General features: G+C 69.0%; 12 protein-coding genes. 4 read left to right on the plus strand and 8 right to left on the minus strand.

Features of this window, described 5'->3' with window-relative positions; genetic code table 11:
- Window positions 1-20: 20 nt before the first annotated feature.
- The gene (locus tag AC1PPL_RS09620; protein WP_479973157.1) at window positions 21-488 is read right to left on the minus strand and encodes a hypothetical protein; all 468 of its coding nucleotides are present in this window, start codon (window positions 486-488) and stop codon (window positions 21-23) included.
- Between the two features lie 328 nt (window positions 489-816).
- Between AC1PPL_RS09620 and AC1PPL_RS09625 the strand changes: the two genes are divergently transcribed.
- The gene (locus AC1PPL_RS09625) at window positions 817-3,396 is read left to right on the plus strand and encodes a cation-translocating P-type ATPase (RefSeq protein ID WP_479973158.1); all 2,580 of its coding nucleotides are present in this window, start codon (window positions 817-819) and stop codon (window positions 3,394-3,396) included.
- A 46-nt stretch (window positions 3,397-3,442) separates the two neighbouring features.
- On the opposite strand, the gene AC1PPL_RS09630 is transcribed toward AC1PPL_RS09625, so the two are convergent.
- From AC1PPL_RS09630 to AC1PPL_RS09650, 5 genes are all read right to left on the minus strand, one after another.
- Window positions 3,443-5,173, minus strand: coding sequence for an FAD-dependent oxidoreductase (locus AC1PPL_RS09630; RefSeq protein WP_479973159.1), 1,731 nt, complete (start codon window positions 5,171-5,173; stop codon window positions 3,443-3,445).
- Between the two features lie 89 nt (window positions 5,174-5,262).
- Entirely contained in the window at window positions 5,263-6,795 is a 1,533-nt protein-coding gene (locus AC1PPL_RS09635; RefSeq protein ID WP_424295518.1) for a polyamine aminopropyltransferase, read from the minus strand.
- Between the two features lie 157 nt (window positions 6,796-6,952).
- Window positions 6,953-7,174 (minus strand): DUF350 domain-containing protein, encoded by a 222-nt coding sequence (locus AC1PPL_RS09640; RefSeq protein WP_015914656.1) that lies wholly within the window; start codon window positions 7,172-7,174, stop codon window positions 6,953-6,955.
- 49 nt (window positions 7,175-7,223) lie between these two features.
- The gene (locus AC1PPL_RS09645; protein ID WP_479973160.1) at window positions 7,224-8,720 is read right to left on the minus strand and encodes a DUF4178 domain-containing protein; all 1,497 of its coding nucleotides are present in this window, start codon (window positions 8,718-8,720) and stop codon (window positions 7,224-7,226) included.
- Window positions 8,721-8,802: 82 nt separating this feature from the next.
- Window positions 8,803-9,864: an SPFH domain-containing protein gene (locus AC1PPL_RS09650; RefSeq protein WP_088888037.1), complete on the minus strand. Its 1,062-nt coding sequence runs from the start codon at window positions 9,862-9,864 to the stop codon at window positions 8,803-8,805.
- A 159-nt stretch (window positions 9,865-10,023) separates the two neighbouring features.
- Between AC1PPL_RS09650 and AC1PPL_RS09655 the strand changes: the two genes are divergently transcribed.
- Complete coding sequence (locus tag AC1PPL_RS09655) at window positions 10,024-10,290, plus strand: DUF2061 domain-containing protein (protein WP_011807179.1); 267 nt, start codon at window positions 10,024-10,026, stop codon at window positions 10,288-10,290.
- 170 nt (window positions 10,291-10,460) lie between these two features.
- Here the strand turns inward: AC1PPL_RS09655 and AC1PPL_RS09660 are convergent, their stop codons facing one another.
- Both AC1PPL_RS09660 and AC1PPL_RS09665 read right to left on the minus strand, forming a co-directional pair.
- Window positions 10,461-10,766: a flagellar basal body protein gene (locus AC1PPL_RS09660; RefSeq protein WP_123675464.1), complete on the minus strand. Its 306-nt coding sequence runs from the start codon at window positions 10,764-10,766 to the stop codon at window positions 10,461-10,463.
- 54 nt (window positions 10,767-10,820) lie between these two features.
- On the minus strand, window positions 10,821-11,759 hold the full coding sequence (locus AC1PPL_RS09665; protein WP_479973161.1) for a LysR family transcriptional regulator: 939 nt from the start codon (window positions 11,757-11,759) through the stop codon (window positions 10,821-10,823).
- 86 nt (window positions 11,760-11,845) lie between these two features.
- On the opposite strand from AC1PPL_RS09665, the gene aptA reads away from it, so the two are divergent.
- Window positions 11,846-13,204, plus strand: coding sequence for an omega-aminotransferase AptA (gene aptA / locus AC1PPL_RS09670; RefSeq protein ID WP_479973162.1), 1,359 nt, complete (start codon window positions 11,846-11,848; stop codon window positions 13,202-13,204).
- A gap of 67 nt (window positions 13,205-13,271) precedes the next feature.
- Window positions 13,272-14,789, plus strand: a complete 1,518-nt coding sequence (locus tag AC1PPL_RS09675) for a CoA-acylating methylmalonate-semialdehyde dehydrogenase (protein ID WP_312792798.1) — start codon at window positions 13,272-13,274, stop codon at window positions 14,787-14,789.
- Window positions 14,790-14,858: the final 69 nt, after the last annotated feature.

Genomic DNA, 14,858 nt, shown 5'->3' on the forward strand with positions numbered 1-14,858 from the left:
GCTGGAACCCACGGGGCCGCTTATGCACCGCCGGGCTCCACGCCATTCCACGCCGCAGCCTGCAGGCTTTCGGGCAATTCATGCGCCAGCGCCTGGTGCTCGCGCTCATGGTGATGCTCCAGCACATGCCGCAGCGCATGCGCCGCATCCAGCAGCCCCAGCACCGCAGCGCGGCGGGCCTGCTCGCCCTGCGGCGCCTGCTGCGCCATCGCCCGCACCTTCAGCAGGTACTCGTCGGCCAGCAGCGCGATACGGTCGTGCTCCACCAGGTACACCCGCGCGGCCCAACGGGCACCCGGCGGCACATGGGGCAGTAGCCGCGTATTTTCGATCTCGATGTGCTGGGCCAGGTCGGCGCGCCAGCGCTGCAAGCGCTGCAGCGCGCTATCGAAATCCGCACCCACGACATCCAGCAGATGGGCGTGCAGCTGCGCCTCCAGGCGCTCATGCTGATGTTCAAAAAAAGGAGGGGAACTGCTCACTTGCATAGATCAGGAATGGCGCAAAGACTGGCGCTGGGGTTATACACCGCGGCCTCGCGCGCTCCGGCCTGGCAGCATGCATGGAATCCGAATCTTGATTTTTGCCAAGGAATGGGCCCATGGGCCATTCCCCCGCCTCGGCCCATTGCAACACCGGCTCACGAGGCGAAAGATCGCCGTGACCCAACCCGATCGATTGATGGGGGGCGCCAGTGATCACGGCACACTCTTTGCCCCGTGCCACACAGGGGCCGGCGATCCAAAGTTCACACCCATTTCCCCGGCGCAAGCACCTACACTGCCGCCATCCCTTGTACTTCTGGCGCGCTCTTGCATGGCAGAACAGTCCTCCTCACATCGCCACGGCCTGCAGGGCCTGAGCAGTGCCGAAGCCGCCGAACGCCTGGCACGCGACGGACCGAACCAGTTACCCGGCAACGCCCCCAAGTCGACGTTCGCCATCGTGCGCGAGGTGCTCACCGAGCCCATGTTCCTCATGCTGCTGGCGGCGGGCGGCGTCTATCTGGCACTGGGCGACAAAGGCGAGGCGCTGTTCCTGCTCAGCTTCGTCTTCGTGGTCATCGGCATCACGCTGGTGCAGGAGCGCCGTACCCAGCGCGCGCTGGAGTCGCTGCGCGACCTCTCCGCACCCCGCGCCCTCGTGCTGCGGGATGGAGCGCAACTGCGCATTGCGGGACGGGATGTGGTGTGTGGCGATCTGCTGGTGCTGCGCGAAGGCGACCGGGTCGCCGCCGATGCCCAGTTGCTCAGCGGCCAGCTGGAAGTGGATGAATCCCTGCTCACGGGCGAGTCCGTACCCGCCGCCAAGCACCCCCGCGCCAGCGAAAGCGCGTCCACCCTGCAGGCTGACACCGATAGCGACCGTGTGTTCGCCAGCACCGTGGTCACCCGCGGAACGGGCCTCGCGCGGGTGCATGCCACGGCGGGGCATACCGCCGTGGGACGCATCGGCACAGACCTGGCGACCACGCAGACGCCGCCCTCGCCGCTGCAGCAGCGCTCGCGCCGGCTGGTGCGCAGCCTGGGGCTGCTGGCCCTCGCGCTGGCAGGCGCCCAGGTGCTGCTGGGCTGGGGCTGGGCGGGCCGCCCGCTGCTGGACAGCCTGCTGTCGGGCATTGCCCTGGCCATGGCGCTGCTGCCCGAGGAAATCCCGGTGATCCTCACCGTGTTCTTGGCGCTGGGGGCATGGCGCATCGCCCAGCGGCAGGTGCTGACGCGGCGCATCACGGCCGTGGAGACCCTGGGCGCGGTCACCGTGCTGGCCGTGGACAAGACCGGCACCTTGACGGTGAACCGCATGGCCGTGGCCGAGCTGGCCACGCCCACGCTGCAATGGCGCGCCGAGGGCGCCCAAACGCTGCCCGAGGCGCTGCAACCACTGGTCGAATGGGCCATGCTGGCCACGCCGGGCGATCCGTTCGACCCGATGGAGAAGGCCATCCAGCACTTCGGCCTCACCTGGCTGCAGGGGACCGAGCATGTGCACGACGGGCGCGAGCCCGAGTTCGCATACGACCTGTCGGGCGAGATTCTGGCCATGACCCGCGTGTACGCCACCGGCGCGCCCCAACGGCACCTGCTGGCCACCAAGGGGGCGCCCGAGGCCGTGGCCGACCTGTGCCACCTGGATGCGGACCGGCGTGCGGCGCTGCGCCGGCAGGTGGAAGACCTGGCCGAGCGCGGCCTGCGCGTGCTCGGCGTGGCTCGCGGGCAGTGGACGAGGGAGGGCGCCTCGCCGGGCGAGCCACCGGCATGGCCCGGCAGCCAGCACGACTTCGACTTCGAGTTTCTCGGCCTCGTGGCGCTGGCCGATCCGCCCCGGCCCGAGGTGCCCGAGGCCATCGCCCAATGCCGCAGCGCGGGCGTGCGCGTGGTGATGATGACGGGCGACCACCCGGCCACCGCCCGCGCCATCGCGCGGCAGGTGGGCCTGTCCGAACGGCCGCAGGTGCTCACTGGCGATGAGCTGCAAGCGCTGGACGACGCCACGCTGCGCGAGCGCCTGCGCCACACCGACCTGTGTGCGCGCCTCAAGCCCGCGCACAAGCTGCGCCTGGTGCAGGCCCTGCGCGCCGATGGTGCCGTGGTGGCCATGACCGGCGACGGCGTGAACGACGCCCCCGCGCTCAAGGCCGCCGACGTGGGCATCGCCATGGGCGAGCGCGGCACCGATGTGGCGCGCGAGGCCGCGGCCCTGGTGCTGCTGCAAGACAGCTTTGCGCACATCGTCGCCGCCATCCGCCAGGGGCGGCGCATCGACGACAACGTGCGCAAGGCCACACGCTTCGTCTTCGCCGTGCACGTGCCCATCGTCGCGCTGGCGCTGGTGCCTACCCTGCTGCACTGGCCCGCGCTGCTGCTGCCGGTGCACATCGTGCTGCTGGAGCTGCTCATCGACCCGGCCTGCTCCGTCGTCTTCGAGGCCGAGCCCGAGCAGGCCGACACCATGCAACGCCCTGCCCGCCCGGTGCAGGACTCGCCCTTTGCCCTGCGTGCGCTGCTGTGGCCCCTGGCACAAGGCCTGGGCGTGGCCGCGCTGCTGCTGGCGGCGCAAGCCTGGCTGCATGCCCAGGGCTGGGAGGCCGCCCAGGGCCGCGCCGTGGTGCTGGGGACGCTGCTGGTGTGCGTGCTGCTGCTCATCCAGGCGCAGCGTGACCCAACGCGGCCGCTGCTGGTGCTTCAGGCACGCGCCAACCGCTGGCTGGCACCCATGGCGGCGGCCGTGGGGCTGCTGCTGGCGGCGATGCTGGGCATTCCGGCGCTGCGCGACCTGATGGGTCTGGCCCCCGCAGGCCTTGCAGCCTGGGGCGCCGGCGCAGGGGTGCTGGTCTTGAGCGTGGTCTGGCTGGAAGGGCTGCGGCGGATCGCCCGCCGCAAAGAGAACGCCCGCTGAAGCGCGCGTGCGCAAAGCAACGATGGCTCAGCGCTCCGTGCTTTGCCTACCAGCGCACCGCCAGCCCCGCCGCATGGCCGCGCGTGAAGGCTTCTTCGAACACCGAGTAGCCCGACCAGTCGGCGTGCGCGAACAGCAGGCGCTGCGTGCCCGGCGTGGGCGGCACGGGAACACGCTCTCCATTTAATAGCTGGTAGCGCTTGCCAGACAAGCGCGAGAGGCCGATTTGGCTTAAAAATGCCTGCGTGCCCGGTACGGGGATGGACATGGCATGGCCGTAGCGTGTGATCTCCATGCGCGTGGCGCGCTCGGGCAGGTCCGGGTGGGGTACGGCCAGGGCCGCCAGGATGGCGCTGCGCCAGTGCGTCCAGGGTTGCTCTGCCAGCTGCTGGCGGGCGCCCGGCACGTCGCCCAGCGCCTGGTAGTAGGTGAGCACCGTGGGGCCGCTGGCGGCGGCGCGCGGGTCCAGGCGCTGGTGGCCGGCATGCACGTAACCCAGCCCGCCGGGCACGGGATCGGCGTAGAGCACGTTGTCCCACGCGGGCGCGGCGCCCTCGCGGTCGGCCAGCGGCGCGCTCACATGGATATTGGCCACCAGCCACGGCGCCCACTGCAGGCGGCGCGCGGCCTGGGCAAGGAAGTCCGGCGCAGGCTGCACCACGCGCGCGGCGACGTACACCGGCAGCGCCACGATGCAGCGGCGCGCCTGCCAGCGCTCCATGCTGTCGGTGGCATGCAGGTACACATCCACCTCCACGCCGCGGCGCGTCTCAGCGATGCGCAGCACGCTGGCACCGGTGCGCAACTGACCGCCCTGCACCAGCGGCGCGGCCAGGCGCTGGGTGAGCCAGCCGTTGCCCTCGGGCCAGGTGAGCACGCCCTCGCGCTCATCGCCGGCATCGGCCTCCAGGCCCGGGGCATGGAAGCCGTGGCGGCTGGCGAAATAGTGGATGCCCGCCCAGGCCGAGACGCGCGCCGTGCCGGCGCCATAGTCGTCGCGGCAGCAGTAGTCCAGGTACCAGCGCAGGTGGGCGTCATCCAGGCCCTGCTGCGCCAGCCACGCATCGAAAGTCATAGCATCCAGCGCTTGATGGGCGGGCACCAACGGCTTATTGGGCGCCCAACTCTTGAGCACCGGCATGGTGAAGCGCACGCCGCGCGAAAGCGCGGCCACCTGCTCGGCAAAGCGCCGGTACTGCGCCAGCGTGGACTCCCCCACCCCGGCGACGGGCAGCAGGCCCTCCTGCCAGTGGCCCTGGAAGTAGAGGCGCTCCTGCGGGCTGTGGCTCAGGTGGCGTTCGTCATACCGCCAGCGGCCGGCCACGCGCTGGCGCAGGCCCAGCTCCTCCAGCAGGTCCTGCACCTCGCGCGCATGCTCGCCGGGCACGGGCAGGTAGTGCGCGCCCAGCGGGCAGGCAATGCCGTTCACGCTGCCGGCGCGGCTGTTGCCGCCGGGCTGGTCCTCCATCTCCAGGCACTGGAAGTCATCCACACCCGCCAGGCGCAGCGCACGCGCGGCCGCCAGCCCCGCCACCCCGCCACCGGCGATCACCACCTGGGTGCGGCGCACGATGTCGGGCGTGTAGGGCGCGCCCTCGGCCAGCCGGTCGCGCAGCGCATGGCCGCGCGCCATGTCGATGCCGGTGTAACCGCCCAGCACGTCGGCCGGCGCAGGCTTGTCGCAGCCGGACAGGCCGAGCCCCGCGGCCAGGGCGGCGCCGGCCTGCAGCAACTGGCGCCGGCGGGGAGAGAAAGGAGTGTGGGCGGGGTGGGACATGGGCCGCCCACTGTACGGCATCGGCCCCGGCCGGGTTCGTCAGACACCGCCGGCAGGGGCAGGGTCGTCCCGCAGCATCGGCCCAGGGATCAGTGGGCGACCTGGCCCCACTCCTGTTCGTAGGTGTGCACCAGCACCTGGTTGGACAGGCGGTTGACCTCGGCGGGCACGCGCGCCATGTCCCGCGGGAAGTCGAACAGCAGGGGCAACGCGGCCGCGTCCAGGAAGCGCAACCCCGCGGGCAGCTCGGCAGGCACGCGCCAGGGGCGGCGGCTGGCGATGACGAAGCCCCATTCGCCAAAGCTCGGCACATGCGCGTGGTAGGGCCGCGCCTGCAGGCCCACGGACTCGATGGTCGTGACCACCGTCCAGAAGCTCCTGCGCGCCACCAGCGGCGAGGTCGTCTGCACCACCGCGTAGCCGCTGGCGGCCAGGCGCTGGTCCAGCAGGGCGTAGAAGCTGTTGGTGTAGAGCTTGCCGATGGCGAAGTTGGTGGGGTCGGGAAAGTCCACCACGATCACGTCATAGGTGTCATCTCCCTGTTGCAGCCACTGGAAGGCATCGGTGTTGACGATGGTGAGCTTGCGTGACGCCAGCGCATCGCCGTTCAGCTGCCGCAGCGTGGGGTGGCTGCCGAAGAGCTGCGTCATCGCCGGGTCCAGCTCCACCAGCGTGACCGACTCCACCGAGGGGTACTTGAGCACCTCGCGCACGGCCATGCCGTCGCCGCCGCCCAGCACCGCCACGCGCTTCGGATGACCGTGCGCGGCCATCACGGGGTGCACCAGGGCCTCGTGGTAGCGGTATTCGTCGCGCTCGGCGAACTGCAGGTTGCCGTTCAGGTACAGGCGATGCCCCGCGCGCCCGTGCGTGACCACGATGCGCTGGTAGGGCGAGGCGCTGCTGAGCACGATGCGGTCCTGGTAGAACTTGTCCTCGGCGAAGCGGGTGATGTGCTCGGCCCCCAGCAGCCCCGCCAGCAGGGCCGCCAGCACCAGCGCACAGGCCAGCGCGTGCGCGCCAAAGCGCCGCAGCTCATGCCGGAACAGCCACAGCGCCCACACGGCCACGGCCGCGTTCATGAAGCCGAACAGCAGCCCCGTGCGCACCAGCCCCAGTTGCGGCACCAGCAGCAGCGGAAACGCCATCGACACGGCCAGCGCGCCCAGGTAGTCGAAGGTGAGCACCTGCGAGACCAGGTCCTTGAGCTGCACGTTGCGCTTCAAGATGCGCATCACCAGCGGGATCTCCAAGCCCACCAGCGTGCCCACCAGCAGCACCATGCCGTACAGCAGCACGCGGAACGCGCTGGGCACATAGGCATTGGCCAGGAACAGCACAGCCGGCAGAGCACCCCCGATGAGCGCCACCAGCAGCTCGATGCGCAGGAAATGCGCGGGCAGCTGCCGTTCGAAGTAGCGCGACAGCCACGAGCCCACGCCCATGGCGAACAAATAGGTGCCGATGACGGTGGAGAACTGCAGCACCGAGTCGCCCAGCACATACGACGCCAGCGCCCCGGCCGCCAGCTCGTACAGCAGCCCGCAAGCGGCGATCACGAACACGCTGGCCAGCAGGGCGACGTCGATGGGGCGCGGGGCGGAAGTGCTGGCGTCCTTCATGGGAGTGCGCGAGCCGTGGGCGTGACCGACGCCAGCAGACGCCGCGCGAGGGCCTGGGCCGGCTGCGCCGCCCCGCCGCGCTGGCGTCGTCCCCCTGCCCGTACCGCGCAGCGATGCGAGAGCGGGGGGAAGCGGCGCAACCGCTCAAGGGGGTGTTTCAATGGATCGCCGCCGCCACGATGATGCTGATGCCTAAGCACATGGCGGCCACCACCATCGCCAGGGCGCGGTTCTGCTTTTCCACGATCTCGGCCCACAGGTCGGTGGGCGTGATCTTGTCGATCAGCCAGAAGCACAGCCAGAAGATGACCACGCCGATCAGCGCGTAGAGGATGGACCCGAGGAAGGCCGCGGGCCGAAGCCATTCGATTCCCATCATGGCGTTTGCTCCTTGGAAGGGTTGAGAGAAAAAGAGGTCAGAAGATTCGTCATTTATGGCCGCCGCCCGTGCTGTAGCCACCGAACGAGCCACCCGAGCTGCGGTAGGTGCCGCCTGAAGAGCCCGAGCAGTTGCTCATGAGCACCAGCAGGATGATCAGCACGATGAGGATCAGGATCACCGTGCCGCAGCCGATGCCAGAGCCCGCGGCGACGGGCCCCGCGTCCTGGCGGCGAAACAGCGCCGCCTTGTCGCCCAGCTTGAAGGCCTGGGCCACGGCGCTGCTGTCCATGCGGCTGCCGTGCGACCAGGTGACCTCGCTGCGCGACTGCTCGCGCGACAGCAGGCCCTTGCCGTTCACGGCGGCAAAGTCGCTGTTGCTGGTCTTCTGGCCGCGCTCCACGGGCCAGTAGAACTCGCCCGCCACATAGTTGGTCTCGGCCTGGTAGGTGGAGGTCAGGCGGTACTGCGTGCCCAGATAGGTGGCGGTGGGCGCGCCCGGCTTGTGCTGCGGCGCGCCCGTGGCGGGGCGCACCAGGCTCCAGCCATCGCTGGCGTCCACCAGGAACAGGAAGCCCCGCTGGCGGTGGTACAGCAGGTACTCCTCCCAGCCGAAGTGCTCATCATCCCCGGGCTCCACGCCCGTGCGGTGCTGAAAGCCCACCACCTGCCATGGCGCACCCTCGAACTGGCCCACGCTGCCCAGCGGGATCAGCGGCTGCACCGGTTCGTACTGTGCGGCGTGGCGCAGCTCGCCACCCAAACCCGCGCTCAGGTCGATCAGGCTGTGGCACGACGGGCAGGTGCAGCTCTTGGTGCTGGACAGCTGCACCTGCACCGGCGCGCCGCAATGGGGGCAACTGAACTGGCGGCCCTTTTCCTCCTTGGCGGACTCGTCCTTCAGGCCCTGGAACTGCAGATCCTCCAGCCGCACCGCCCGGCCGCGCTGCACCTGGGGGGGCTGGGTGCCGTAGTCGATGGAGAGCACCTCGCCGTCGGCCGAGCGCAGCTCCACCACCTGGAACGGCGTGCCCAGCGGCGGCAGCTTCGGCACCTCGCCCTCGGCCGCGACGAGTTGTGCGCGCACATTGGCCGCCACGCTGAACGGCTGGCCGGCCACGGCCGTGGTCATGCCGACGCGAAAGCGCTCGGCTTCGGGCAATTCCCGCCCCAGCGTGGCCGGGTGGGTGAAGACATAGGCGCCGTTGTCCTCGCTGAGCGTGGCGGTGCTGCCGTCCTGCAGGAAGGCAACCCACTCGGTCCAGCGGCCTTCCTCGCCCTGGTATTGCAGCCGGCCGATCAGCGTGAACGGCAGCGTCTGGCCGTCCAGCGCGATGCGTCCGCTGGCCATGAGCTGCAGCGGGCTGTGGTCGTCGAAGACCTCGGCCATGCGGCCCAGGCGCTGCAGCACCTCGCCGCTGCGCACCACGGTGCTGTGGCAGTAAGCGCAGATGGCATGGGTGGATTGCGCGCTCTTGAATTCGACCGGCGCGCCGCAGCCCGGGCAGGGCGCGCGGTAGGTCCGCTGGGTGCCGCTGTCGGCCATGCGTCGTGGATCTAAGGTGTTTTTGGCCTCCAGCGCTTGTGTAGCAAGCGCTGGCAGCTACTAAAAAGAGAGTGTACGCGCGTCAGATGAGCTTCTTCAACAGCTCCGCCTTCTTCGCGTCGAACTCCTCCTGCGTGAGGATGCCCTTGGACTTGAGCTCGCCCAGCTTCTCCAGCGTGGCCATCACTTCCTCGGGCCGCACACCCACCGGCGCGGCGGCAGGCGCGGCCTGCGGGGCCGATGGCGCAGCGCCGCCCTGCAGGCCCTGTTGCAGGTTCTGCGCCAGCACCTGGCCCAGCGCCACGCCGGCGCCCAGGCCCATGGCGTCGCCCGCCACGCTGCCGCCACCGTTTCCACCACCCGCTGCGCCTTCGGCGAACTTCGGGATGGCCTGCGCCGTCTGGTACTGCATGAACTTGCCCATGTCGTTGCCGACCATGCCCATGCCGATCTTCTGGTCGAGGATCTTCTGCAGCTCTTCGGGCAGCGAGACGTTCTGCACCGTCATCGATTCGAGCTTCAGGCCGATCTTGGCGAACGCGGGTTGCAGTTCGTGCGCCAGCGCGTCGGCAAACATCACCTGGTTGGCCGCGAGGTCGAGGAACGGCAGGCCGCTGCCCGCGATGGCGTTGCTAATGTTCTGCAGCACCAGGCCGCGCAGCTGGCCCTCCAGGTCCGCCGAGGGGTAGGACTCGCGCGTGCCCGAGATCTCGGTGTGGAACAGCTTCGGGTCCGCGATGCGGTACGCATAGTTGCCGAAGGCGCGCAGGCGCACCGCGCCGAAGTCCTTGTCGCGGATGGTGATGGGCTGGGGCGTGCCCCACTTCTGGTCCACCTGCTGGCGCGTGCTGAAGAAGTACACGTCGCTCTTGAACGGCGACTGGAACAGCTTGTCCCAGTTCTTCAGGTAGGTCAGCACCGGCAGCGTCTGCGTGGTCAGCTTGTAGGTGCCGGGGCCGAACACGTCGGCCACCTGGCCTTCGTTGACGAACACCGCCATCTGCGACTCGCGCACCACCAGCGTGCCGCCGTTCTGAATTTCCATCCCCTCCATCGGGAAGCGCCAGGCCAGCGTGCCATCGCCGTCCTCGGTCCACTGGAGGATGTCGATGAACTGCTTCTTGATGAAGTCCATGAGGGCCATGCGGTGCTCCCGTTCGGGTCGGTTGAGAGGTTGAAAAAAGAGAGCGGCCATCATATCCGCGGCGATTCGACAGTTTCTATCTGCAACTTAGCCACGAACAATTGGCCAAACCAAATGCGAATGACTAGCATTCTCCACATACCGCTACAGGAGAACACCATGTCCCGCATCCGCATCGCCGCCCGCCACAACCTGCCCACGCTGGCCAAGACCGGCAGCTATTACGTGATCCACATCTGCGTGGCCGCCCTGGTGGCGTATGCCGTCACGGGCAATCTGATTGCGTCGCTCACCCTCAGCCTGCTGGAGCCCACGGTGCAGGCTGTGGCCTTCTTCTTCCATGAAAAAGCCTGGGAGCGCGCCCGCCAGCGCCGCGAGGCACAGGCACACGCCCCTGCGGAGGCCGCCCATGCGCATGCCGCCTGAGACCCCGGCCCACCTGCGGTCGGAGTCGTTTACCGACTGGCTGGCGCAGCAACTCGCGCACCTCGCCCGGGCCGCATGATGGGCTAGCGGGTTGCGATTGCTCTTATTTGTGTAGCTATTAGCGCTTGCCAGATAAGCGCCAGAGGCACTTTTCGTCTAAACCGACAGCGTCACGCCCGCACGTCCAGCAACGCGCCCGCCATCTCGTCGGCGCGGCGCAACACCAGCAGGTTGGCCTGGAAGGCATAGGTGGCACTGATCTGCTCCACGGCTTCGGCCTCCAGCGCCACGCCTGTCGCGGCGGCGGGCGCGGCCACACGCGCCTGCACGCCACCCGGCGCCGGTGCGGCCTGCTGGTCCACCGTCTGGCGCCGAAAGCCCGGGGTGTTCAGGTTGGCCACGTTGTGGGCACTGCTGTCCAGGCGCAGCTGCGCGGCCTGCAGACCGGATTGGGCGATGGCGGCAAGGGTGGTCATATGCCTTGCATTATCGGCAGCGCGGCCCGGCGCTTGAGCGGCCCGGGCGGGCCGTCAGGCCCCATGCGCCTGCAGCAGGCAGCGCTGCAGCAGTTGCGCGGCCCGGCTGGGCGCGGGTGAGCGGCGCACCAGGCTGACGAAGCGGCAGTCGTAGCGGAACACCGCGGGCCGCACGGGCTGCATGCGGCCCTGGCGCTCGAAGCTCTCGGCATAGTGGTCGGGCAAAAAGCCCAGAAAGCGCCCCGACAGCACCAGCGTGGCGATGGACTCCTGGTCAAACCCCGTGGCAGCGCGCGTCAGGCGCGCCTCGTGGCTCAGCTCCATGTTGGGCGAGTGGTAGCCCAGCCCCGCGAACGGGTAGCGGCGCACGGCGTCCCAGTCCAGATCGTCGTGGGGTGCGCCGAACAGCGGGTGGCCCGCGCCGCAATACAGCAGCATGGTCTCGCCGAACAGATCGGAATAGACCAGGCTCTGCGAGCTGCGGTGGGCGGGGATGATGCCCACCTGGAAGCTGCCGTCGATCACGCCGCGCTCGATGGCGTTGATCGACCCCACATGCAGCTGCAGCTGCACGTCGGGCGCTTCCGCCGTAAAAGTGGCGATGGCGTCGCCGATGCGCGCGGCCGGGTTGCTCGCCGTCTTGTCGAACACCGCCACCGCCAGCTGTCCGCCCATGCGGTCGTGGATGTCGTCGATGCTGCCCAGAAAGCCGCGCACCGAGGCCAGCAGGCGCAGCGTCTCCTCATACACCCGCTGTCCCTCGGGCGTGAGCGCAAAGCCCGCGCGCCCGCGCCGGCACAGCGTCAGGCCCAGGCGCGTCTCCAGGTCCTTCACATGGCGGCTCACGGTGCTGGTGCCAATGTTCAGCTCCAGCTCGGCCGCGGCCATGCCGCCGCACTCGACCACGGCCTTGAACACCTGCAGCAGGCGCAGGTCCATGTCGGACAGCTGCCCCAGCACGGCGCGCGGACGGCGGGCGTTTTTTACTTGCATGGATTGCTAAGTGAATGTGGATATTTGTTGCTTCAACGGATTATTACCGTGACCAACAATGCGCGCATTCCCTTCAGGAGATCGCCATGAGCTTCGCCGTCATCGACCCCAACCCCGCAGCCGCCGTACGCACCGACGCCGCCTGGCTGGAAGCCCACTGGATGCCCTTCACCGGCAACCGCAACTTCAAGGCCCAGCCGCGCATGATCGTGAGCGGCCAGGGCGCCTACTACACCGACGCCGAAGGGCGCAAGATTTTTGACGGCCTCTCGGGCCTGTGGTGCTCGGGCCTGGGCCACGGCCGCACGGAGGTGGCCCAGGCCATCGGCCGCGCCGCCGCCACGCTGGACTATGCCCCGGCCTTCCAGTTCGGCCACCCGGCCTCGTTCGCACTGGCGAACAAACTCAAGGAACTGACGCCCGCCGGGCTGGACTATGTGTTTTTTACCGGCTCCGGCTCCGAGTCGGCCGACACCTCGCTCAAGATGGCGCGGGCCTACTGGCGCGCCAAGGGCCAGGGCACCAAGACGCGCCTGATCGGCCGCGAGAAGGGCTACCACGGCGTGAACTACGGTGGCATCTCGGTCGGCGGCATCGTGGGCAACCGCAAGCTGTTCGGCCAGGGCGTGGAGGCGGACCACATTCCCCACACCCAGCCGCCGGCCGGCACCTTCCAGAAGGGCATGGCCGCGGACGGCGGCCGCGCGTTGGCTGACAAGCTGCTCGACGTGATCGCGCTGCACGACGCATCGAACATCGCCGCCGTGATCGTGGAGCCCTTCTCGGGCTCGGCCGGCGTGGTGATCCCGCCGAAGGGCTACCTGGAGCGCATCCGCGAGATCTGCACGCAGAACAACATCCTGCTGATTTTTGACGAGGTCATCACCGGCTTTGGCCGCTGCGGCACCTGGACCGGGGCGGAGGCCTTCGGCGTAACGCCCGACATCCTGAACTTCGCCAAGCAGGTGACCAACGGCGCCCAGCCCCTGGGCGGCGTGATCGCCACCAAAGAGATCTACGACACCTTCATGGCGCAGGGCGGCCCCGAGTACATGCTGGAGTTCCCGCACGGCTACACCTACTCGGCCCACCCCGTGGCCTGCGCGGCGGGCAACGCGGTGCTCGACATCCTGCAAAAAGAAGACATGCCCGGCCGCGTGAAGGCGCTGGCGCCCTACTTCGAGAACGCCGTGCACGGCCTGAAAGGCGCCAAGCACGTGGCCGACATCCGCAACTACGGCCTGGCCGCCGGCATCACCATTGCCGCCCTGCCCGGCGAGCCCGCCAAGCGCCCCTACGAGATCGCCATGAAGTGCTGGGAGAAGGGCTTCTACGTGCGCTACGGTGGCGACACCATCCAGCTCGCGCCCCCGTTCATCAGCACCCAGGCCGAGATCGACCGCCTGGTCAGCGCCCTGGGCGATGCCCTGCACGAGACCGCTTGAACTCCTGTTTTGATAGCTTTTAGCGCTTGATGGATAAGCGCTAGAGCCCGTTTTAGCTTAGAACATCATGCACCACGACAAGAACGTCACCACCACCGTCGGCCACCTGATCGACGGCAAGATCGTTGCCGACACCGAGCGCACGCAGCCCGTGTTCAACCCTGCCACCGGCCAATCGACCACCAGCGTGGCGCTGGCGAGCCAGGCCACGGTGGAAGCCGCCATCGCCTCGGCCGAGGCCGCCTTTCCCGCCTGGCGCAACACGCCGCCGCTGAAGCGCGCCCGCGTTTTAGCCAAGCTGAAAGTACTGCTCGAAGAAAACGCCGACAAGATCGCCGCGCTGATCACCGCCGAGCACGGCAAGGTGCTGGCGGATGCCCACGGCGAGCTGCAGCGCGGCATCGAGAACGTGGAGTACGCGAGCTACGCGCCCGAGCTGCTCAAGGGCGAGCACAGCCGCAACGTGGGCCCCGGCATCGACAGCTGGAGCGAGTTCCAGGCGCTGGGCGTCACGGCCGGCATCACGCCGTTCAACTTCCCGGCCATGGTGCCGCTGTGGATGTGGCCCATGGCCGTGGCCTGCGGCAACACCTTTGTGCTCAAGCCGTCCGAGCGCGACCCCAGCAGCACGCTGTTCATCGCCCAGCTGGCGCTGAAGGCGGGCCTGCCGCCCGGCGTGCTGAACGTGGTCAACGGCGACAAGCTGGCCGTCGATACGCTGCTGCAAGACCCGCGCGTGAAAGCCGTGAGCTTTGTGGGCTCCACCCCCATCGCCGAGTACATCTACGCCGAAGGCTGCAAGCACGGCAAGCGCGTGCAGGCCCTGGGCGGCGCCAAGAACCACGCCGTGCTCATGCCCGACGCCGATGTGGACAACGCCGTCAGCGCGCTCATGGGCGCGGCCTATGGCTCGTGCGGCGAGCGCTGCATGGCCATCCCGCTGCTGGTGGCCGTGGGCGACGCAGTGGGTGACGCCGTGATTGCGGGCCTGAAGACCGAGATCGCCAAGATGAAGGTCGGCCCCGGCACGGACAACAGCAACGACATGGGCCCGCTGGTGACCAAGCCCCACTTCGAGAAGGTGAAGGCCTATGTGGACAGCGGCGTGCAGGAGGGCGCCACGCTGGTGGTGGACGGCCGTGGCGTGCAGGTGGCGGGCCACGAGGAAGGCTACTTCCTGGGCGCCTGCCTGTTTGACAACGTCAAGCCCGGCATGAAGATCTACCAGGAAGAAATCTTCGGCCCCGTGCTCGGCGTGGTGCGCGTGAAGACGCTGCAGGAAGCCATGCAGCTCATCAACGACCACGAATACGGCAACGGCACCTGCATCTTCACGCGCGACGGCGAAGCCGCCCGCTACTTCACCGACCACATCCAGGTCGGCATGGTGGGCGTGAACGTGCCGCTGCCCGTGCCGGTGGCCTACCACTCGTTCGGCGGCTGGAAGCGCAGCCTGTTCGGCGACCTGCACGCCTATGGGCCGGATGCCGTGCGCTTCTACACCAAGCGCAAGACGATCACCCAGCGCTGGCCCTCGGCCGGCGTGCGCGAGGGCGCGGTGTTCAGCTTCCCGAGCAGCCGCTGATCCGGGCGGCCGGGGCGGCCCCGCCCCGCGCCGTTTGCGAAAAGCCCCTGGGCCTGGCGGCCGCAGGGG

The sequence above is a fragment of the Diaphorobacter sp. B2A2W2 genome (genome assembly GCF_056730635.1).